This is a genomic window from Flammeovirga aprica JL-4, from assembly GCF_012844305.1.
Taxonomy (GTDB): domain Bacteria; phylum Bacteroidota; class Bacteroidia; order Cytophagales; family Flammeovirgaceae; genus Flammeovirga; species Flammeovirga aprica.
This window is the reverse complement of record NZ_JABANE010000020.1, coordinates 45,242-65,925: the sequence shown is the minus strand read 5'-3', so window position 1 is coordinate 65,925 and position 20,684 is coordinate 45,242. Positions and strand designations below refer to the sequence as shown.

General features: G+C 33.0%; 16 protein-coding genes. 9 read left to right on the top strand and 7 right to left on the bottom strand.

The genetic code is table 11. The features are described from left to right. Positions 1-563 precede the first annotated feature (563 nt). The 4 genes from HHU12_RS09525 (at position 564) to HHU12_RS09510 (ending at position 6,890) form a co-directional block, all read left to right on the top strand. Entirely contained in the window at positions 564-1,055 is a 492-nt protein-coding gene (locus tag HHU12_RS09525) for a hypothetical protein (RefSeq protein WP_169656512.1), read from the top strand. A 119-nt stretch (positions 1,056-1,174) separates the two neighbouring features. Beyond that, positions 1,175-1,744: a helix-turn-helix domain-containing protein gene (locus HHU12_RS09520; protein ID WP_169656511.1), complete on the top strand. Its 570-nt coding sequence runs from the start codon at positions 1,175-1,177 to the stop codon at positions 1,742-1,744. A gap of 952 nt (positions 1,745-2,696) precedes the next feature. Next, complete coding sequence (locus tag HHU12_RS09515) at positions 2,697-3,566, top strand: hypothetical protein (RefSeq protein WP_169656510.1); 870 nt, start codon at positions 2,697-2,699, stop codon at positions 3,564-3,566. Between the two features lie 6 nt (positions 3,567-3,572). Beyond that, on the top strand, positions 3,573-6,890 hold the full coding sequence (locus HHU12_RS09510) for a DEAD/DEAH box helicase (protein WP_169656509.1): 3,318 nt from the start codon (positions 3,573-3,575) through the stop codon (positions 6,888-6,890). Between the two features lie 635 nt (positions 6,891-7,525). On the opposite strand, the gene HHU12_RS09505 is transcribed toward HHU12_RS09510, so the two are convergent. The 4 genes from HHU12_RS09505 to HHU12_RS09490 all read right to left on the bottom strand — a co-directional run bounded on the left by HHU12_RS09505 (position 7,526) and on the right by HHU12_RS09490 (position 10,493). Further along, the gene (locus tag HHU12_RS09505) at positions 7,526-8,230 is read right to left on the bottom strand and encodes a cytidylate kinase-like family protein (RefSeq protein WP_169656508.1); all 705 of its coding nucleotides are present in this window, start codon (positions 8,228-8,230) and stop codon (positions 7,526-7,528) included. 535 nt (positions 8,231-8,765) lie between these two features. After that, entirely contained in the window at positions 8,766-9,344 is a 579-nt protein-coding gene (locus HHU12_RS09500; protein ID WP_169656507.1) for a class I SAM-dependent methyltransferase, read from the bottom strand. Between the two features lie 38 nt (positions 9,345-9,382). Further along, positions 9,383-10,018, bottom strand: coding sequence for a hypothetical protein (locus tag HHU12_RS09495; RefSeq protein WP_169656506.1), 636 nt, complete (start codon positions 10,016-10,018; stop codon positions 9,383-9,385). After that, complete coding sequence (locus HHU12_RS09490) at positions 10,002-10,493, bottom strand: RNA polymerase sigma factor (RefSeq protein WP_169656505.1); 492 nt, start codon at positions 10,491-10,493, stop codon at positions 10,002-10,004. The genes HHU12_RS09495 and HHU12_RS09490 overlap by 17 nt, the downstream gene beginning before the upstream one ends. A gap of 170 nt (positions 10,494-10,663) precedes the next feature. On the opposite strand from HHU12_RS09490, the gene HHU12_RS09485 reads away from it, so the two are divergent. From HHU12_RS09485 to HHU12_RS09475, 3 genes are all read left to right on the top strand, one after another. Continuing rightward, entirely contained in the window at positions 10,664-12,049 is a 1,386-nt protein-coding gene (locus tag HHU12_RS09485; RefSeq protein WP_169656504.1) for a cation:dicarboxylate symporter family transporter, read from the top strand. A 271-nt stretch (positions 12,050-12,320) separates the two neighbouring features. Then, entirely contained in the window at positions 12,321-12,638 is a 318-nt protein-coding gene (locus HHU12_RS09480; RefSeq protein WP_169656503.1) for a DUF6150 family protein, read from the top strand. Between the two features lie 400 nt (positions 12,639-13,038). Next, positions 13,039-13,356, top strand: coding sequence for a hypothetical protein (locus HHU12_RS09475; protein WP_169656502.1), 318 nt, complete (start codon positions 13,039-13,041; stop codon positions 13,354-13,356). A gap of 434 nt (positions 13,357-13,790) precedes the next feature. On the opposite strand, the gene HHU12_RS35015 is transcribed toward HHU12_RS09475, so the two are convergent. The 3 genes from HHU12_RS35015 to HHU12_RS09465 form a co-directional block, all read right to left on the bottom strand. Then, on the bottom strand, positions 13,791-14,363 hold the full coding sequence (locus HHU12_RS35015; RefSeq protein ID WP_205959837.1) for an alpha/beta hydrolase fold domain-containing protein: 573 nt from the start codon (positions 14,361-14,363) through the stop codon (positions 13,791-13,793). Next, the gene (locus HHU12_RS35010; RefSeq protein WP_205959836.1) at positions 14,364-14,681 is read right to left on the bottom strand and encodes a hypothetical protein; all 318 of its coding nucleotides are present in this window, start codon (positions 14,679-14,681) and stop codon (positions 14,364-14,366) included. Positions 14,682-14,977: 296 nt separating this feature from the next. Then, the gene (locus tag HHU12_RS09465) at positions 14,978-16,615 is read right to left on the bottom strand and encodes an acyl-CoA carboxylase subunit beta (protein WP_169656501.1); all 1,638 of its coding nucleotides are present in this window, start codon (positions 16,613-16,615) and stop codon (positions 14,978-14,980) included. A 660-nt stretch (positions 16,616-17,275) separates the two neighbouring features. Here HHU12_RS09465 and HHU12_RS09460 point away from each other — a divergent pair. Continuing rightward, positions 17,276-17,779, top strand: coding sequence for a hypothetical protein (locus HHU12_RS09460; protein WP_169656500.1), 504 nt, complete (start codon positions 17,276-17,278; stop codon positions 17,777-17,779). A gap of 237 nt (positions 17,780-18,016) precedes the next feature. Then, positions 18,017-20,572 carry a leucine-rich repeat domain-containing protein gene (locus tag HHU12_RS09455; RefSeq protein ID WP_169656499.1) on the top strand — a complete coding sequence of 852 codons (2,556 nt, stop codon included), beginning with the start codon at positions 18,017-18,019 and terminating at the stop codon, positions 20,570-20,572. Positions 20,573-20,684: the final 112 nt, after the last annotated feature.

Below are 20,684 nucleotides of genomic sequence, written 5' to 3'. Positions count from 1 at the left end.
TAAAATTCTTAACGCCTTTCCCTTCAAGGCCGGGGGAGTACTACCCAACTAAAAATGGTAGAGACTCAACTGGCGCGAATGTTAAGCGTTAGCGTCATTCGTGTCCTACAGATCATCAGAAATCACCTGATTTCTAAATAGAATAAATTATCATTCACTTTTAATCGATATTTCTACAAACTTTTTATGATTTACTACCAAGCTATTTTTTTGCTTCATTTTCATTGATGTACAACAAAGTGAAAAAAGTCAAGGCCTATGGAGGTAGTGCTAAACTATTGCCTAATTACAAATCAAATGAAAAATGTTTTTAATAGTCTACTAAAACGCAGTGCTGTAGGGATGTTGCATTGCAACGTCCTCACGAATCACAAGAAACAACCATATACTAATCATAAATGAATCCAACATTATTAATAAAGCATATAACTATCTCAATAAAAACTATTTACCATTCAAGAAAATATAATATAAATAATCCGTTATTGTAATTTTTAAAAGATTTTTTTGCAAGATTTATACAGCCAAAAGCTGCTATGACATTCATAACCAAAAATGCTATTATGCAAACTATAAATTTCAATGAAACATTAAGCGATTCTAATGTTTCAATTTTCGTAAGCTCTCAAGAAGAAGCACAGTATTTTATCGATGAGATGAGTAAGGAATACAAAAAACTTCAAATGGAATTCATTAGAGGAGAGTATCAAGCCGATCAAGGTGAAACAACTCGTCAAGAGTTGCTTAATGAATTAACAAAAATCCAAAGTGAAATTGTAAGCTTAGATGAACTTCTAGCTACGTTATCAGATGGAAGTCTGAAAGACGATACACAGCTCGATCGTGACAAAGCATATGTAAAAGAAAGAGAAATCCGTAAACGTTATGAAACAAAATGTGGTTACGGATTTATTAAAAACAAATTTGAAACAGCAGTAGAAAATGCGCACAAAATGGAACTTCGTGAAAGTATCAAAGTGGTGGTAGATTATGCTAATCTAAAAGGTTGGACTGTGAATCACTATGATTTACTTCCCAATGTTGTTACTGTCTAATACAGCAAATTAATTAGTAATCACAGTTAAGGAATTCCGAGGTGTATTGAAATCTAAATGAGTCATACAGTTTTTGGAATAAGCACCTTGGAATTCCCTACTTTACATTCAGCCACAATATGAAAAATCTTCAGCTTCACCATAGAAAAATGATCCAACGTCTTATAGAGGAAAAGAGATACTCTGTCAAGGAAATTGCCGAAGGCTTAGAAGTATCACCTTCTACAATCTATCGTGAGTTGAAGCGAAATACGAATCCTAAAACTAAAAAGTACAATGCGGAATATGCACACAAACTATTCTTAGCAAGAAAGAAATATGCAGGGTCAAAGAAAAAGAATCCTTTCCAACATCACCCAATAAGAAAAAACGATTATCAACTCTACGCCCAAAGACGATTTATCTACTGGTATTCTGATCAGTATTATAAACTAAAACTACCCAATAGGTGGAAAGACGATTTCCATGTTCCCAAAAGATACGCTTACCGTCTCAGTAAAAAGTATTTCAATCACAACAACGATTGGGAACTCTACGATCTTTGGATGGAACACCTAAAACTCCTTAAAGCACAAAGATCAGTATCCACCCCAAAATATTATTGGATGCGTGCCCTCACCAAAAGCGAAACAACATTTACACTCTGGAAGAACCCATCAACAGCAATGGAACAGAAGAAGTGTGTTTAATCCTTTCTTATTTGCTTATTTACACCCAAAATTCTTCTCTATTCTTACAACTTTTTGAAAAATATATCCCTTTAAGGGATTTTTTTATGTCTAATTTTTCTTAGCAGATTATTTTGTTTCTATTTTTAGTTGAAAATGGGTGAGAGTTGCATTTGCTCACGAATTGGTTTTGGAATTTTATTTTTTAGTAACCGATTGAAGTGTTTTATTTTTCTTGGTAACAGTGAGTAGATGGTAGAGTGGTAATGAGTGTTAATTGGTGTGTGAAATTTGTAATTCAAATGACTTGTGTAAACTTTTGATTGTATTGTGATAATTTTAAAACTAAATTGTAAGTGTAAATCGACTCTCTAACAGCAGACTATAATTTTTAGTTGGAAGTTGAAGGTTATTTACATTTCATAACAAATATTCTCATTAAATTTTGATGAGAATTGATTACTCATAAATGACATTGAATTCTCAGTAAATACTTATTAAAGGTTTTGATTGTGTCATACAAAGTAAAAGTTGAATTTAACACTTTTGAAAGTTTGAAAAATGAGAAAGTTAAAATTAAGACCCTTTTTTATTACTATAGGACTTTTACTTCTCGATATAGAAATGAATTATTACATTGATTAAGAGACATTTCTCAATATTCTGCAAATCATTTAAAATATATGTATCAAATTGATTATTTGAATTAGAAAAATACTAAAGAATAAGTTTAAATGTAGTTGCCTTGAAACTTCTACTAAATGGGGGGCAATAAAGGTTTCGATACTAAATTTGACTAAAAAATCAAATACTTGAGCATATGACAAAGAATGGGTTAAGAAATGTAAAGAAAGAACCAATTAAATTGCAAAGAAAGGATTGAAGAGAATTAATATTGAGTTATAAAGTAACTACAGCAGACAAAAAACTTGTCAGATAAAAGCTAATTGCTTCAATTAAAATAATAATAAAAATGATAAAAGATCTTGAAGATAAAATTTATGAAGAATTAATTTTCTTGTCTGATAAATTAACTTGCGTTGAAGAAGCTAGTACAACTCACAAAATTGTAAAAGTAACTGGATGGGAGGTTAGTAATGATATTAAAAAATCTATTGCAACCTACTTTGTAGGTCTTCGTGCTTTAGCAATTGATGAATTATTTCAAATTCGAATGCAAATGTGGGAAGAAACACCTGAAGATGTTAATAGATTGAAATGTTTTGTAACCGATATCATTGGAGAAACAACCACTTCACTTAGTATAGAACAAAAACAAGATGAAAGAAATCCATGGTTGTCTGAAGCATTATGGCATTTATGTTTTTATTTAGCTTCAGATTGTGAAAAAGATGAATTCCATCCTCCTGGTAAAATAATATCAATAAACTCACCTCATCTAAATGCAAAAGATCATGGTATGGACGTTTATGCTATATTTAAAGATATAAATGATGAGTTAGGGTTTACAATAGTTGAAACGAAGGCATATAAAAGGGATCCAAATCAGGCTATTCAGAAGGCAAATACTTTTTTTAAAAAAGTTGAAAATGGAAATTATGATCTTGAAATCAGGCAATATGTTCAAGCTCAAAGAAGCAGACTTAAGAATAAATATAACCTTGATTTAAATAAAGCATTTTGGCAAGATAACAAAGTCTATATCCCAAATCCACATTACGATAGTTCAGTAGTAATAAATTGGCAAAACAAAAGATCTTCATTTGAATCACTTGAAGTTGACTTGGAGAGGAAAATTATCATGCCAAATTCACTTAATAATTTTGATACTTTTTTTGATGATATATCAGAACATATGAGACAAATTATAAACTCATTATAAACTATTATGTATAACAGTTACTCAAAGGAACTTTTAAATCTAATTCCTCCTGTTGAGGGGATTGATAATGATGAAATCATAAGGTATCTTTCTAAAGCCTTTCTATTCTCATTTAATGAGAATTCAAGAAATGAAATATCCATTGAGGAAAAAAAAGATATACGCAACTTTCTTAGAAAATTGATTAACATTTTGGAAAATGAAACTATATTCAATAATCAAGAGTTAGAAGTTGTTCAATCGACGTCTTTTTTTGCGGCAGAAGCTTTATCCTTACTTCTACAACTGAATGAGACAAGTGATGATACTCTTGATTTTGAAGCAAGAATACCTACAATTCTTTATTTACAAATTGAAACTGCAATGCTTTATTTTATTTCACATAATACTATCAATGCAGTCTCAATACTAAAGCAAATAAACCTTCCAAAAATCAATGAAAGCGATAGTTTTTCTCCATTATGTTTTCTTAATAATTTAGTAAATTTTCTTAATGGAGATTTAGTTGAGAAAAGATATTCACGCCCCCAAATGGAAAAAGCTCATTCAACAGAAGAACTTGTTCGCTTTACCTACATAGGATTTATTTATGACTTGCATATCGCATTAGAAGATTATAAATCGTGGTTTATTGGTCGTAATATTTCAGGATTAAAAAACTCTCAGGCTCTTTTTGAAAAAATAATCAGTACGCTTGGAAATACAAATAACATTTTATTCAAGGAAATTTATCATTTAACGTATATTTTATCAACTGTAATTCTAAGTTCTCAGCAATTATCATCATATAACAAGTTGTCGAAATTTAATTTTACTGATAATTCTTTTCAGATAAATTATATCGATTATCTTAATACTCGTGCTTTAGGTTCAACAAGAATTAAGGCAAGGCCATTTCTATGGCCACCTGCAATATCATATATTGATAGTGTTTTTACTAAAAATGTTAATTCAGTAATATCAATACCTACAGGAAGTGGTAAAAGCTTTTTAGCTGAAATATCTGCAATTGAGGCTTTAAGTAGAGGTTGGGTCTTGTATCTTGCACCAACAAATGCTCTTTGTAGTCAGATTTATTATGACTTAAAAAATTCTCTAATACCATTTTCAGACGTTGAGGTAAAACGGTTTTTAGGTTATTCAGAATATTCGGGAGAACAAAATGATTTTTTAGAATTAAAAGCGGAAAAGTTTGTAGCTGTTATGACTCCAGAAAAGTGTTCTTTAGCTTTACGTCTTTACCCTGATGCTTTTGAAAAATGTTCTTTATGTGTCTTTGATGAGTTTCATTTAATTAATGAAAAGGAAAGGGGGCTTAATTCTGATATTGTTCTATCCTTTCTTGTTCAGAGTTCACCTAATATTAGATTTGTTCTAATGTCTGCTATGATTAGTAATCCTGAATTTCTTTCAGACTGGCTGACAAAGATTACCAATTCTGATACAGAGAATTTCACTTTAAAATGGAAGCCAACAAGAAGTTTGCGAGGGTTATTGATAATCGATGAGAATAGTTTAGAGAAAGAATTTTCTATTGCTAAGTCCGAGGCTGATAGTCTAAATGGAAGGCGAATTAATAAAAAGTTTAATGTTGATTTAGGTTTGTTAGCAGGGCTTTCAGGCCCCTGGTCAAATGTAGAGAGTGACTATAAACTAGTGAAAATACGGTCAACATTTTTAAGTAATGCTAATAAAAATGAAATTAATCCTCAATTCCCAAGTTGGAAAAATACATCTGCTACACAGTTAGCAAGTGAGCTATCAGATTCAGTTTCAACAATTTGCTTTATTCTTACTCAAAAACATCATGTTTTTAGTAGTGCAAAAAACATAATGTCAAATCGCCAACCAAATATAGTTTTTGAGGAATTGGTAAAAGCATACCAAGTAATTTCAGAAGCAGAACTTGGAGTTCAATCAGAAGTTTTTAATTACTTAAATAAGGGAATATCTGTTCATTCAAGTTCAATGTTAGCTTCTGAGCAACTTGCTTCAGAATATTGTTTTAAAAACGGCATCTCGAATTTGATGTTTGCAACCCCTACATTAGCCCAGGGCCTAAATATGCCTTCTGTAGCTGTCGTTATTGCTGGTTCATCAATTGGAGATCCAAGGGATACAGATGTTGATTTTTACCAAGACAAAGTAAACTCTTTAATTTTAAACTGTTTTGGACGTGGAGGTCGAGCAGGGTTTGCCAATCAAGGTATAGCAATTCTTGTAACAGATAAACCATATTCAGCTAATTTTTCTAACAATATAAACGGCGCTGCAGCTATTCGCTCATATCCTGTATTGTCAGAACAGGATGCTTCTATTTTGATTAAAAGCCCTTTAGAACAATATATTGATAATATTCTTTCTGATAATTATGATTTAAAATCAGATATCAATGAGCTCGCATTAAATTGTATGTTGTCTGAATATAAAAGAAAAGGCATAAGTGTTCAAAGAATTTTAGGTAAAACATTAGGTGGTTATTCAAAACATAATAATCTTACTGATAATGAATACCAAAAGATAAATGCTGTTATTGATGCCGCAGGGGATTTAGCAGAAAAAAGCGATACCCCAGAGGCCTGGTATAGCAGTGCAGCAATGAAATCGGGTAGTTCTATTGATAAAATTGCTAATATGTGGGAAGCCTTAAAAATGATTTCACCAAACTATACAGACACAACTATTTCATCCTCATTAAAAATATTAATTGATACATTATCACGGATGTCACCTCTTTATATTAATGCCTATTTTGCTGATGATGAACAAAGGACACAAACAGTTTTTACAAATTTTCGAGATTTATCAAACAGGAGGAAAAATGATACAAAGGAATGGTATTCAGCCTGGCAAAAACTATATGAACTTGTGAATCTTTATATTCAAGGAGAAGAATATATAAGTATTGCAAGTTTATTATTTAATATTCAACCGGCCAATATCCGAACAGGTAGGAGTACAGGTGCAAATCATATCCCATCAATATTTAAATTTATTGACAAAGTTATTTATCAATTAGCAATAGATGCAGGGTGTCTTATAGCGATTATTGAACATAATGAAGAAGAGATAGATAAAGAGCTATTACAATTACCTACAGCAATAAGATATGGCTGTAACTCAATTTCATGTCTGTCTTGGTTTCAATATGGTTATAGGCAACGTATATGTGCCCATACCTTGTCAAGTATATTCCCTGTACCGGATGGGTTACAAAACGAATATGAGTGGGTAGTTAATAAGAGGGAAGAATGGCTTGCAAGTGAAATTGAAGATGAAAATGAATTACTTAATGCTATAAAAATAATAATAAAAAATAGCTAAATTTTATATATAATGGAAGGTTGTTGGTAAATATTCTGAGTATACATTTGTTGGTGTTTATAACTTAGAAATTGACTTTGTCTTTTAATAATGCAGGTTTCTTAGGCCTTTTAATATCTAATAGTACAACTGAAAGCTTTCGAATATTTATGGTATTTAGAAATCAGGAGATTTCTAGTGATCTGTAGGGCACGAATGACGCTTTCGCTTAACATTCGCGCCAGTGGGCTTTCTACCTAATTCGTTTGGTAGTACTCCCCCGGCCTTGAAGGGAAAAGTGTTAAGAATTTCATGGATTGAGCCGTTAAAAATGATTTTCCTGTTTGAGCTTTGGGGAGTTTAAAATCATTTAGGCGAGAGGAATGGAATTTAACTTTTATAATTCAAAGCCTAAATTTTTTGCTTCGTTTTTCATCAATGGAAAAATGAAGAGGAAATAAGTTTGGAAGTAGAACGAAGAAAGCATGTAGAAATGTAAATTGGAATCTGACGATAATTACTTCAAAACAAAGTATGCTAAACCGAAGCGATTTAGCATACCATAGGATCTTGATGTCAAAAAAGTGTTGTAATTAGATAGAGTACTTTTACAGTTGTACTATTTCGAATCTTAACTGTACAACTGTTTTGTTCACCTATACATTTCTGAGCATTTCATACTCTTTCATTTTAACAAGAGTAAAAAGCTCATCAGCAAGGGCATCGTATGAGATATTCTCTCTGTCGATAATCTCATCATAGGTAATCGGAATAGCTTGGGATATAAATTTCAGAAAGTTTTTACGTTTTTTAGCTTTGCGTTTAACGAGTTCGATGGCATAGTTTTTTGGAAGATCGTTTTTCAGAGCATATTGAGTGGATCTGTATTGGTCGGAAGCTTTTACTTTAATCTTGAGGCTATTTTCAAGACCTTGAGCATAGAAGCTTGCTCCCCTTCCTAAGAAAACTACATTTCCTCTTTCCAGGTAAGAATTAATTACTGTTTGTAATGCTTGTCTGAGATTATCATCAAGTTTATTGTGATAGATGTCTAGCCCATACATGATTTGTTCAAAAATGCTTTTGTTTTGTATAGGAACAAACTCATTGAGCTTATCAATGCCTACTTTAAGTTCTTTTGAAATTTGATATAATACAGTTTTATCAACGAGTTTCCAAGGTCTTTTGAGCATATCAAACCCCACTTGTTCTTCATTGAGCTGTTGAACTAATTTCTCTGCGGCAGGTCTAATATTGGTGCCAAATTTCCTAGACAGTGTAACAATCATCCCTTTAGATTCAGGTGCATTAACGTGTCTATTTTCTATATTGATCAGGTAATTATAAATGTCGGGTTCCATGGCTTTATTATTTTTAGGTTGTTGATTGGCTTATTAATTTATATATGTAAATATTACACTTATAATGTGATTTTCTGATAATATATGTCACTAAAAAAAGGTGACTTCATGCAATTGAAATCACCTTTTACAGTTAAGAGGTAAGAAGGATGAGGGAAGAGGTGTGAGGGTATTTCTTTCAATCAACTTAAATTGAAAAGATTTTGCTTTGAGATTCAGGATGACTCAAGTACTAGGACAAATGAAACGGGTGTTTTGTAGACCCATAATTGAAATTATGGGCTTTTGGGGAGATAACTCTTTTTTCAACATTTGATTATAATAATTGGCTTAGTACTTATCCATATTGTAAATAGATGTAATAACTGTAAACCTTTGAGACATATCAAGTTTATTATGAAAGTTGAAAAATGGGACAGCTTCCCATAAGCCCATGACTTCTAGTCATGGTGCACGGTACATTAACCTATTCCTTCTGTGGTAGTACTTATCGTTTAAAAGCCACAACACAAACCACCTCTTCCCTCTTAATTCTTCATTCTTCCCTCTTAACTTTTGCTATAATGACCAAAGAGTCTTCTTCTTCAAACTCTTTGTAGGTTTCTATTTTTAAAACCTCGAAATGCTCTTCATATAAAGCTTGGAGCGATTCCTCAGTTTGATAATTAACAAAAAGGCCTTTGTGGATTTCGTCTCCTTCACCTTTCCAGTAAGAGTGACAAATAACTCCACCTTTATTCAAAATAACAGTATGTTTTTCTAAAGACCTTTTGATTTCATCATCTGTAAGATGTTGCATCACCTTGTTGGCATAAACACCATCAAAACGAAGAAAAGTATCTAAAGTAATCGCATCGAGATGAAGGAAAGTACCAGCAGGATTATTTCTTTTCAGGTATTTTACAAACTCCATTGAATAATCAGAACCTACTGCAGTAAAAGTCTGACTCAAAATTCTCCAATCTGTTCCGGGACCAGACCCCAATTCCAACAACATAGCTTGAGGTGCAAGATGTTCTTTTAGTTTTTCAATCAGCGGTTCACTATTAACCTCTTTGGCCATGTTGACATATTCTTCAACTCCTTCTTTACTTAGATAATAAGTTCCTTCCATATATTAATTTTAGTTTTTGAGATGCTCAGCACATGCTCTTATTCTTCATTTTTCAACTCCTCCATTTCTGTAATCATCTCTCTCAATTTCCTGAATTGAGCCCCATATACCAGATTCATATCAAAATGATATATTTTCTTAGTGAAAACAGCCAATAAAACAGCTCCGACTGCCACCATCAGCAATCCCGTTTTGGGCATTCCCCACAACAACTCTGAAGCTTCAAAATGTTCAATTATTTCTTGCTTCAAAAATGCTTCCCAAACGCCCAAAGTTGAGATAATAAGTACTAATGGATAAACGAATCTATAAATTTTTGTATAACCATTAATTGTATTTTTCAACCAAGCGTCAAATTGTTTGATATAATCATAACTTGTATTAGTTTTTTCTAATCCTTGAAGCACAGTAAGCTGTTTTTGTCCGTAGTACACCACATACCAAAGTGCCAAACAAATGATTATTCCTAAGCCTAAAACATTACCGATAATACTCAAAACGATAGGGACAATAGTAAATATAGCAATTGCCCAAAGATTGATCTTAAAATCTCGAATAAATTTATCAACAAAATTGATGGATTTCTTTTCATAGAGTGCATTGATTTTGGGTGCTACTAATGCTTCTTGATTAATAAATCCTTTTTTCCAGATGTTTTCAATTGACTTTTCCATGTAATAATTTTTTTAATCGTTCTTTAATTCTTTTGATTCTCACCCCAATATTGTTGGGTGTAGCATTAAATGTCTCAGCAATTTCCTGATAGCTTTTTTCCTCCAAGTAAAGTAGAATAATGGCTCTATCGATTTCGGAAAGCTTACGGATAGCATCATAGAGAAGAGAGAGGTCCTCATCATCAAACACTTTCGTTTCCGCTTCCACTTCCGGCGGTAAATAATCGCTGGCGAAATTCTGAACATTGTTTTTCTTCTTTTTCAGCAATGTCAGGCAAACATTCACCGATAATCGATACACCCAAGTAGACCAATCTGATTTCTGTTGGAAGTTGTCTTTGCTTCTCCATATCTGCAGGCAAACCTCCTGATAGTAATCTTCAAAATCCTCTTGAGTGTTGGTATAAGCACGGCATATCTTAATGATAATTCCACTATGAGGCTGAATGTACGTTGTATAAAAATCACTGCTCACAATACTTTTTTTATTTGGTTAGTGGCTCAAAAATGAAATTATTACACCCTTGTCATTTTTTTCGAAATTATTATAAATGAAATCAACTTCAAACAATTACTAATTCTGATAATTTGTGATTTTTTTTCAGTACATTTCTCCACCATTTAAGATTATCAAAAATAAATTACATGTATTTAATCATAGCTTTACTAGCTTTTGTAGGCCTCCTCGGTGTCTTAAAACTTTTATCGGATCGAAAAATTAAATTTCATTATCGCAATCTTTCAGCCATTGGATTAGGAATTCTTTTTGGTTGGGGACTCTTTGAATTTTTACCTAAAGAGACCTATCAGGAATTACAATATTATATGAAAACGGTTTCCAATGTATATATCCGTTTTCTGAAATTGATGATTGTACCTATCGTATTTATCAGTATTACATCTACTCTGGTGAATTTGAATAAGGAATCAAATATTGGAGACAGAATAGGAAAGGTGATCACTTATTTTATTGTGTCTATAGCAGGTGCGGCATCTATTGCATTTATGATGGCCAATTTCTTTAATTTTTCATCACTAATTGATGTTACAAAGCTGTCAGAAGAAAGTATTGCTTCAGGTTATGCCAATAGAATTGAGAGTATTGGTGATGCTTCTTTGGGAAAAGTGATTTATGGTTTTACACAGAAAATTCCTACTTCAATTTTTGAAGCCTTTTCTGAGAATAATATTATCGGAACGTTATTGATCGCACTTCTAATAGGGTTAGCCATCAGAAGAATGGAAAAACGTAAGCCCGAAGAGATGGGAAGAATTATTCGCCTATTGGATAGCACAAAGATCATTATCAACTCCATTACAATGACCATCATTAAATTGACGCCCTATGGTGTATTTTCTTTAATGACCATTGCAGTTTCTAAAAACGGACCTACGCTATTTGGTGATTTAGCAATTTTCATTGGTGTATCTTATTTAACTATGGCATTGATTTTTGGTATGCATATGTTGGTACAGTTGTCTGTAGGAAATAATCCTGTGAAGCATTTCCAGAATCTGCTTCCTGCAATTATTACAGGTTTTTCAACACAATCATCAGGAGCGACACTTCCTGTTACAATTAATTCTTTGACTGAACGTAATGGAGTAGATACAGAAACAGCAAATATTTCCGCTTCATTAGGAACAACTATGGGTATGAATGCCTGTGGTGCAATGTGGCCCGTATTTATGATAGTACTTTCAGTAGGTGTAACCAATGCGTTAGGAATTCAACAAATAGATATTTTATCGCCGGGTGTAATTATCACAATGTTTATTTCTGTGATTATTTCTTCCTTTGGAATTGCTGGTTTACCAGGTACTGCATCATTTGCAGCCATTACAGCAATGACCATTATGGGTATTTCACCAGAGGTGATGGGAATGGTACTGACATTTGTATTATCTGTAGACTCATTGATTGATATGGGACGAACAGCCACTAATATTTTTGGGGTTTCTTCTGCTGCAACATTTATCTCTAAGAAGGAGAAGCAAATGGATATGGAAGTTTTTAACCAGGCTTCATAAGTAGTGTGACAAAAGAAATGGAACAATAATTACGTGCACCATGACTGAAGTCATGGGCTTATGGGAAGCTATAACATTTTCCAGCTTTCATTATAAACTTGATATGTCTCAAAGGTTTACAGTTTTTAAATCTATTTAAATACGAATAAGCCAAATATTATAATCGAAAGTTGATCAATGAGTTATCTTCCCAAAAGCCCATAATTTCAATTATGGGTCTACGAAATATTCTTTTTCATTTGTCCTAGTACTTAACTTAAACAATCAAGTTATGCCTTTATACAAAAATATTTTACTGAAATTTTGCTTTTGCCTCTCATTATTAGTCTTTGTAAGCTGTGAATCGATAGGAGAAGAGAGTGCTGATAAGCCTCGTGTGATTATCGTTACAGAGCAGTGGAAAGCGGATTATGTAGTTGTATCTGTAGATCAGGCTTATAAAGCAGATAAGGTGATTTCCTCAAAATCATGGGAGACCACTGCTGATTGGATTTTGGTAGATGAATTGTACAAGGCCGATTTGAAAATCTATCTTACCTCACAAAGTTATAAAGCTGACTACAAAGTGTTTTTTAAGAAGAAGATTTAAAACTGTGATTTCTTTTGTGGTCCTTAACAATTATTATACTACCTTTGCATCAAAGAAACTTCAAGGGTGTTAACTTTGAAGTTCATTCATTCAAGGTATCGAACAAATAATTAGCCATTGGTTAATTTAAAAATATATCGAAGTATTCTGCCTAAGTGCGCATGCACAAAAAAGGAAAGAACGCTTTCCATGGGGTGTCATTAATTTGGCACCTCTTTTTTTTGTCTAATTTTTAATGAAAATACTTCGGTAATGTTCTCTGTTTAAATAATTTACAATTAATGATAAAAAAATAAACATTTAATTTGTTTAAAAAATAATCATTACCTAAATTTGAACTATCAAACGATCACAAAGTGATTGTAAACAGTAAGAGTTTGTAATTTAAACAGAATATATAATGAGAAATTTCATAATTACCATGTTGACAGTGTGTTTGTTGAGCTTCACAAATAATGCAATTTCTGAAACGTCTCCATCAGCACCTTCTACTAAATCCGCTACGAAAGAAATAAACAGTAATAAAAGAATTATTGCTAATAGTTATACCATTAATGTAGGAAGAGGTGCTACATATTTTGGCATATCAAAGCAGTTGTCACAAGTGGCACATGTCGAATGGTCATGGGAATTGGTTGATACTGTAAAAGGTTATCATCAGTTGAAATATAGAGACGAGGTATTGAAGCCCAATCATCGTTTTACAGTGTCACTTTAGGAATGAAGAATGTAGGTGGTTCGTGTTGTTTCTCTAATGCAATAGGCTGTTGAATGCTAGGTAAAATTGTATCATAATCGTAGAAGAGAATAATGGAACAGCCTGTTGTTAGAAATAACGCAAGTATTAGGGCAAATGAAAATGGGTGGTTCGTAAATTCATAATTTCAATTATGGACTTTTAGGAAGATAACTCATCTATCAACTTTTGATTATAATATTTGGTCTATACCATTTTAAAAAGGAAATGAAGATTATAAATTTTTATGTATACCAAGTTTATCATGAAAGTTGAAAAATAGGATAGCTACCCATAAGCCCATGACTTCTAGTCATGGTGTACGGGATTTTAACCTATTTCTCTTGTCATAGTACTCAAATACTTAATTCAATAGATATTATTAATAACCCAAAACCAGCTGTGCACGGACCGCCTCATTCTTCATTCTTAATCCACTCAATAATCTTATCCAATGCTTCTTTACCCTCTTTCATTACAGGGAGGAAAGCCCAAATATGAGGCATTTCCTCCCCATTAATGACTTCAACTTTCATTTCAGATGCTTTCATCTTTTCAACGGTCAATACTTGGTCAGGATAGGTGACATCATGTTCAGCCATTAAAAATAAGGTGGGAGGAAAGCCATTAAAATGACCGTTTAGTGGAGAAATTCTAGGATCATCTAAATTTTCACCAGCACTCATTTTTTTAGCACTTCGTACGCCCACTGTAGAAAGCATAGGATCTTTAGGTTCAATTTTATCAATTTGAGTATTGCTCATTGAAGCGTCCATTACTGGAGATAATAAAATCAACTTAGATGGTAATTTTCCATTCTGGAGTACTAGTCTTTGTGTCAGTGCGGTAGCTAATGTTCCCCCTGCGGAATCACCAATTAGTAATATTTTACTGGAAGGGTGACGTTGTGTGAGTTTTTCATAAACCCTATCTATGTTTTCTGACACTTCCTCAATTTTATGTTCAGGTGCCTTGGGATAATTACACATCTAAGCGTTTACTTTTCCTTTTTTTACGATGGTTTTCAATACTTCCCAATGATGTTCAGCAGGACCTGAAATAAATGCTCCGCCATGAAGGAAAAGCACAATTTTGTCTGGGGCATCAAGCGTTTTTATCTCAGTGATTTTTGAATTTAATATTTGAAAGGAAGTTATATTTTTTTGTTTGTAGAATGTACCCTTAGGGTGGTGAATATCTCCTTTGCGTACTTTCAAGTAGTCAATAGGATCTTTGCTGAAATCTTTCTTTATACCTTTTAGTTGAAGTACAGTTTTGATAATATAATATGTAAGGCTGTGTTTCATTTTTAGGAAGTAGGTTGATATAAAAAACAGTCTTATAACATTGAATAAAGCATTTGAACATTTAAAATTGGGATAAGTTGGAGCATAATTTTTTAGTCTAATCAAGGCAGAATAGAATAACATAGCCATAGCTACGTGATGATATTCTAACGCTGAGTAGACAAAAAAAGAAAATCCAAAACTTCCAATTTTAAATATCCAAATGCTTAAAAGACTGTTAATTAAAAAATTATCACCACATCAATAGCCCACGACCTAAGTCGTGGGCTATTGATGTGGTGATTCAAATATGATTTTTAAGTTTGAATAACACCAACATTAAAACGTTTATCAATAGGATTTTGATTGGCCATCTCAATGCCTTTTGAAATATACTGACGCGTTTCTTCTGGTTGAATTATCTCATCAATCCAAAGTCGAGCGGCAGCATAATAAGGAGATAATTGACTGTCATATTTTGCTTTTATCTCATCAAACATAGCCTTTTCCTCTTCCTTATCAATGGTTTTGCCTTGTGCTTTAAGAGTCGAAACTTTGATTTGTAATAAGGTTGTAGCGGCAGATTTGCCACTCATCACTGCCAGCTGAGATGTTGGCCATGCTAACATTAATCGAGGATCATATGCTTTACCGCACATCGCATAATTACCCGCACCGTAAGAATTGCCAATGACTAAAGTGAATTTAGGAACAACACTATTCGCCATGGCATTGACCATTTTTGCACCATCTTTAATAATACCATTATGTTCAGAGCGACTCCCTACCATAAAACCTGTAACATCATGAATAAAAAACAGTGGTATTTTTTTCTGATTGCAGTTCATGATAAAGCGTGCGGCTTTATCTGCAGAATCAGAGTAGATCACACCGCCCATTTGCATTTCACCCTGTTTTGATTTTACAATTGTACGCTGATTGGCTACAATTCCCACAGACCATCCGTCAATTCTGGCATAACCGCAAAGGATACTTTGACCATAACCTTCTTTGTATTGCTCGAAATCAGAATCATCCACAATTCTTTCAATTACCTCAAGCATATCATAAGGTTTGGTGCGGTCTTCAGGGAAAACATCATAAATGCTATCCATTGACTTATGAGGGGCCTTTGAAGTGGCTTTATTAAAGCCAGCTTCATTAGAGTTACCCATTTTATCTACTAGGTTTCTTATTTTATTAAGGCAAGCCTCATCATTCTCACATTTATAATCGGTCACACCCGAAATTTCACAATGTGTACTGGCACCGCCAAGCGTTTCATTATCTACGGATTCACCTATAGCAGATTTCACCAAATAAGAACCTGCAAGGAAAACACTGCCCGTTCCGTCAACAATCAACGATTCATCTGACATAATAGGAAGATAAGCCCCACCGGCCACACAGCTTCCCATAATGGCGGCAATCTGTGGTATACCTTCCGCAGACATTACAGCATTGTTTCTAAAAATTCTACCGAAATGTTCTTTATCAGGGAAAATCTCATCTTGCATAGGCAAGTAAACACCAGCACTGTCGACGAGATATACTATTGGTATTTTATTTTCAATGGCAATTTCCTGTGCTCGAAGATTCTTTTTACCTGTAATAGGAAACCAAGCACCTGCTTTTACAGTAGCATCATTTGCTACAATCACGCAGTTTTTACCTGATACTTTTCCGACTTTTACGACTACACCTCCAGAAGGGCAACCTCCATGTTCTTTGTACATGTCTTCACCGGCAAAAGCACCAATTTCAATTGCCTCATTTTCATCATCAAGCAGAAAGCTAATTCTCTCCCTTGCAGTCATTTTGCCTTTGCCTTTATGCTTGGCAATTTTCTTCTCTCCACCACCGAGAAAAACCCGTTCTCTGTTGTCAAGTAACTGTTGGGTGAGTGATTTAAGTGAAGTTTGAGAGGCAGATTTTTGGTTAGTTGAATAATTCATGATTATATGTGTTGTGTTATTATGTTTTAAGCACTAACTGAGAATTATATTAGTACTTATAATTAAGTTAAGAATTAAAAATCAAAAGTGAACAACAGAATACATTTTTTCTTTTTTTATTAGGTGCGAGGATATATGAAAACGGATGTTTCGTAGACCCATAATTGAAATTATGGGCTTATGGGAAGATAACTCATCGCTCAACTTTTGGTTATAATAACTGTATTTAAATGAGCTAAAAAACTATAAACCTTTGAGACATAACTAGTTTAAAATGAAAGTTGAAAAATGTTGTAGCTTCCCATAAGCCCATGACTTCTAGTCATGGTGCACGATATTTTATTCTTATCAGGTATTTAGGACAAAAGAAATGGGATTTTTTAATGAAGAATGAAGGAAAATGTGGTTCGTGTTGTGGTTCAGTGGACGTTGCAATGCAACATCCCTACGAAAAACTACATCACGTAGCACAACACGAACCATATTTCTTAACTCTTCATTCTAAACTCTTAACTAAAATCCCCCTCCCTATAACAAATCAGAAAATGTTAATTCTTTTAGAAAGGTGATTTTTCATTATTCAATGTTAATTATTCATTTAAAAAAAGCTATATCTTTACGCCACTAAACCGAAACATCAAACATTAGTTAGATTTCAGAATGAAATACATCAAATTTATTTGGGCACTTTCCCTTTTCATTTTCCTAGGATATTCTTTGTTGGCATATATCTATTTTCCTGACAGCGGAGTGATGGTAATGGGTGCTACAGAGAACGAAAGTGCAATGGTGATGTCTAAAAGCGACTTTTTCTATAGTTCAATGGGAATTTTGCTTTTTATAAATGTTGCCTTAGCAGGGTTGGGTGCTAGTGTTTTACATTTACCACAACAACTGATTTTGGTGCCTAATAAGGCAAAATGGCTACAATCAAAAGAAACACAACAACAACTTTTGGAGTCTATAAAAGGCTGGACAAAAGGATTAGCAACTTTAATTAACGGATTGTTGTTGACGACGTTGGGTGTGATTTATAGAACTCAAGGGCATGACATTGAAGCTCCAAAAGTAGAGTATTCACCAATGGTATTTTCAATTCTTATTGGCGTATGGTTTTTGGCGTATTTCTTTATCATGAAAGCTCCCAAAAACACAGACGATTAGGCGTAAAGCCGATTGAATAAGATACAAAAGATCCCTATTTGTTTTTCTAAAGATGAAGAGCAGATAGGGATTTTTTTTCAGTATTTAATAAGTAAATAATCCTTATATTCGAGAATATTACTTTTTTAATATTTTACGGCTGGAATGATAAATCTTCAATGATAGAATAAACGACTGAGACAGTGAATTTCAATGCTGTTTACCTTATTTCGGCTTATAAAAAACAAACTTTTGAAAATGAATTTCGACAAATTTCAACCCAATTTATATTGGGATCACTTGAAGCAATTGCAAGGTTTTCCTCAAAATTTTATAGCTCCTATTTTTTTGATAGGCAAATTGACACAAGACAATACTATTGTAGAGGAAATAAAAGAAATTCTTAAAAATAATTTTAGTGTACAAACACTCAAAGCGTTTAATAGTAGGAGTAAAATACCTGTTACAGGGGAACGTAATGATATTGAGAAGACGGTTTCAGCTTTACTTTCTTTTGGTAAAATTGATCCACATTTACCATTAGGTGAAATATTTAATCTTTTAGAATTTGATAATTTATATTTTTCCAACTCCTCCACACTTAAAAAATTAGCGAATAATATACAGTGTCTAAAACAGTTTAATGGAGTTAAAAAATTCTGTATATATAAAGATACTTTCTCTTGCATTCCAGAGGAATTAGGTGAGTTGATTTCCCTCGAAGAATTGCAGATTTTAGGTGATTATGATAGCTTACCTTCAAGTTTAGGCAAGTTGGTGCATCTTAAGAAATTAGAATTAAGCATGCCAAAATTGAAAGAATTACCTCAGTCTATCTCAGATTTAGAATCGCTCAATGTACTCATGGTTAATTCCAACGTTTTGGAAGAAATTCCTGAGGGTATCAAAAATATACCTTACTTGGAAACTCTAGAATTGGGGGCCGATATGTGGACTAGGGGATTGAATGAGAACTTGGGTATTGAACCATGGTTTTCTGAATTATTGGTATTAAAAAAATTGGAGCTGAACAAAGTTGTGATTGATGAAATAACTGAACATTCTTTACCACCGAACTTAGAAGTATTGAGACTTTCTTCGATAAAAAACCTCTCTCAATTACCGGAAAGTATTGGGTCTTTAAAACATTTAAAAGAGTTAGAATTAGTAAGATGTACTAACTTAAAAGAACTGCCAGATAGTATTGGTGAACTAAAAAGTCTTGTGCAATTGGATATCAGTGGTATACCTCAACTTATCACATTGCCAGAAACGATGGGTAAACTAAGTAATCTTGAGGAATTCAATTTAGGTGGTTGTGATAACTTTACACATCTTCCTGAGAGTATGGTATCTCTTTCCTTAAAAATGTTACGCCTAAAAAGACTTCCTGCACTCAAGGAAATTGATGGCACTATTACATTTTCACCTTTAATGGAAATATTATACATAGAAGATGGTCATATCACTATAACTCCACCGGATAAAAAGGTTTTTCATGGTACTTCTTTGACTATTTCGAACAATGCGTACTACACCCACTTAATCAAGAATACAGATTGTTTTCCAAGTTTAGAGCATTTAGTACTTAAGAATATAAACTGCAATACACCTGGAATAGAAAATCTTAAAAACCTGAGGTCGTTAAGTATTGAAAAAGTGACAGGACTAGAATCATTTTTGAGTACTATTTCACTTTGTGAGGATTTAAAAGAAATAAAAATCAAATCATGCAGTGGCACAGTAAATACGGATCTTTTCCCTAAGCAGCTTCATCTGCTTGAAATAGACAATGTGGATTTAGTAGAGATAGGTGATGAAGTTATTCAGCTGAACTCTTTTGTGTGTTCAAGATCTGATATCCTCAATTTCGATAAAATAGACAGGCTTCAAACTAAAAAAATAGCATTTCATATACTCTCTAAGAATACAGTTGATAATGAGGGTTATATACAATCCTTTCCTGAAAGTTTAAGGAATATCAAAGAGCTCACGAGCTTTAAGTTTAGAGGGAGTGTTCACACTGTAAACCATATAGATGCACTTCAAAATCTAACAGAGTTACACTTAGAAGGACATGGTTTGTTTATTTATGATGGAGATTTAACATATCCAATTAGAGAAATTGTCCCCTTCCAATTACCGAATTTGAAGTCTCTTTCTCTTCTTAATTTTATGGGTGATAATTTAGAAGAGATTCTTAAAGGGCTTCCAAATTTAGAGGAACTTAAGCTTAGATCACTGACAGAAAAAGTCTTTCCAAAAGGGAACTATCCTTCACTTAAGACTTTGGATATACATGAATGTGATTTTGAAACAATTCATGCTGTAGAAGCTCCTAATATAAAGACACTAAAAGTGGCACATTGTGATTGTTTCAATAATTCTTCCTTTGATCAAATTAGCCAATGGAGCACTTTAGAAAATTTATCACTTCGTTTCCTTAAATGTATCACAACTCTGCCAGAAAGTTTAGCAAATTTACCTCTTAAAAGTCTTTCAATCGCTTATTTAAATATTGGGGAAGTACCTGATTTTATTGGTGACTACAAAGATTTAGTACTTTTATCAATTGAGAGTATGAATATAGAAACCCTCCCGAATGATATAGCTCAACTTCCAAAATTGGAATATTTAAGCCTATCTGGAACAAAATTAGAGACTTTATCTGATGAGTTTAGAAGCCTAAAATTGAAGGAATTGAAAATGTATAGGAGTAAATTCTCAGGTAATAATATGAAGGAAAAGATTTATGCTAAACTTTTGTCACCTAACTACACTAAAATTATGGATTTACAATTCAGTATAGAATAAATCTACTTGTCAAAGTATTTTTTAGATGGACGTCCTTTGTTTTTAGAGGACGTCTATTTTTTTGCCTCAGTTTTAAGATTAATTCTTTTAATAATAGATGATCCTAAAACAA

Excerpts from the sequence above, each read along its gene's own strand:
- HHU12_RS09510 (WP_169656509.1), top strand. The coding sequence starts at position 3,573 with ATGTATAACAGTTACTCAAAGGAACTTTTAAATCTAATTCCTCCTGTT.
- HHU12_RS09520 (WP_169656511.1), top strand. The coding sequence starts at position 1,175 with ATGAAAAATCTTCAGCTTCACCATAGAAAAATGATCCAACGTCTTATA.
- HHU12_RS09480 (WP_169656503.1), top strand. The coding sequence starts at position 12,321 with ATGCCTTTATACAAAAATATTTTACTGAAATTTTGCTTTTGCCTCTCA.
- HHU12_RS09475 (WP_169656502.1), top strand. The coding sequence starts at position 13,039 with ATGAGAAATTTCATAATTACCATGTTGACAGTGTGTTTGTTGAGCTTC.
- HHU12_RS09495 (WP_169656506.1), bottom strand. The coding sequence starts at position 10,018 with ATGGAAAAGTCAATTGAAAACATCTGGAAAAAAGGATTTATTAATCAA.
- HHU12_RS35015 (WP_205959837.1), bottom strand. The coding sequence starts at position 14,363 with ATGTGTAATTATCCCAAGGCACCTGAACATAAAATTGAGGAAGTGTCA.
- HHU12_RS09460 (WP_169656500.1), top strand. The coding sequence starts at position 17,276 with ATGAAATACATCAAATTTATTTGGGCACTTTCCCTTTTCATTTTCCTA.
- HHU12_RS09455 (WP_169656499.1), top strand. The coding sequence starts at position 18,017 with ATGAATTTCGACAAATTTCAACCCAATTTATATTGGGATCACTTGAAG.
- HHU12_RS09505 (WP_169656508.1), bottom strand. The coding sequence starts at position 8,230 with ATGGAACCCGACATTTATAATTACCTGATCAATATAGAAAATAGACAC.
- HHU12_RS09515 (WP_169656510.1), top strand. The coding sequence starts at position 2,697 with ATGATAAAAGATCTTGAAGATAAAATTTATGAAGAATTAATTTTCTTG.
- HHU12_RS09485 (WP_169656504.1), top strand. The coding sequence starts at position 10,664 with ATGTATTTAATCATAGCTTTACTAGCTTTTGTAGGCCTCCTCGGTGTC.
- HHU12_RS09500 (WP_169656507.1), bottom strand. The coding sequence starts at position 9,344 with ATGGAAGGAACTTATTATCTAAGTAAAGAAGGAGTTGAAGAATATGTC.
- HHU12_RS35010 (WP_205959836.1), bottom strand. The coding sequence starts at position 14,681 with ATGAAACACAGCCTTACATATTATATTATCAAAACTGTACTTCAACTA.
- HHU12_RS09465 (WP_169656501.1), bottom strand. The coding sequence starts at position 16,615 with ATGAATTATTCAACTAACCAAAAATCTGCCTCTCAAACTTCACTTAAA.
- HHU12_RS09525 (WP_169656512.1), top strand. The coding sequence starts at position 564 with ATGCAAACTATAAATTTCAATGAAACATTAAGCGATTCTAATGTTTCA.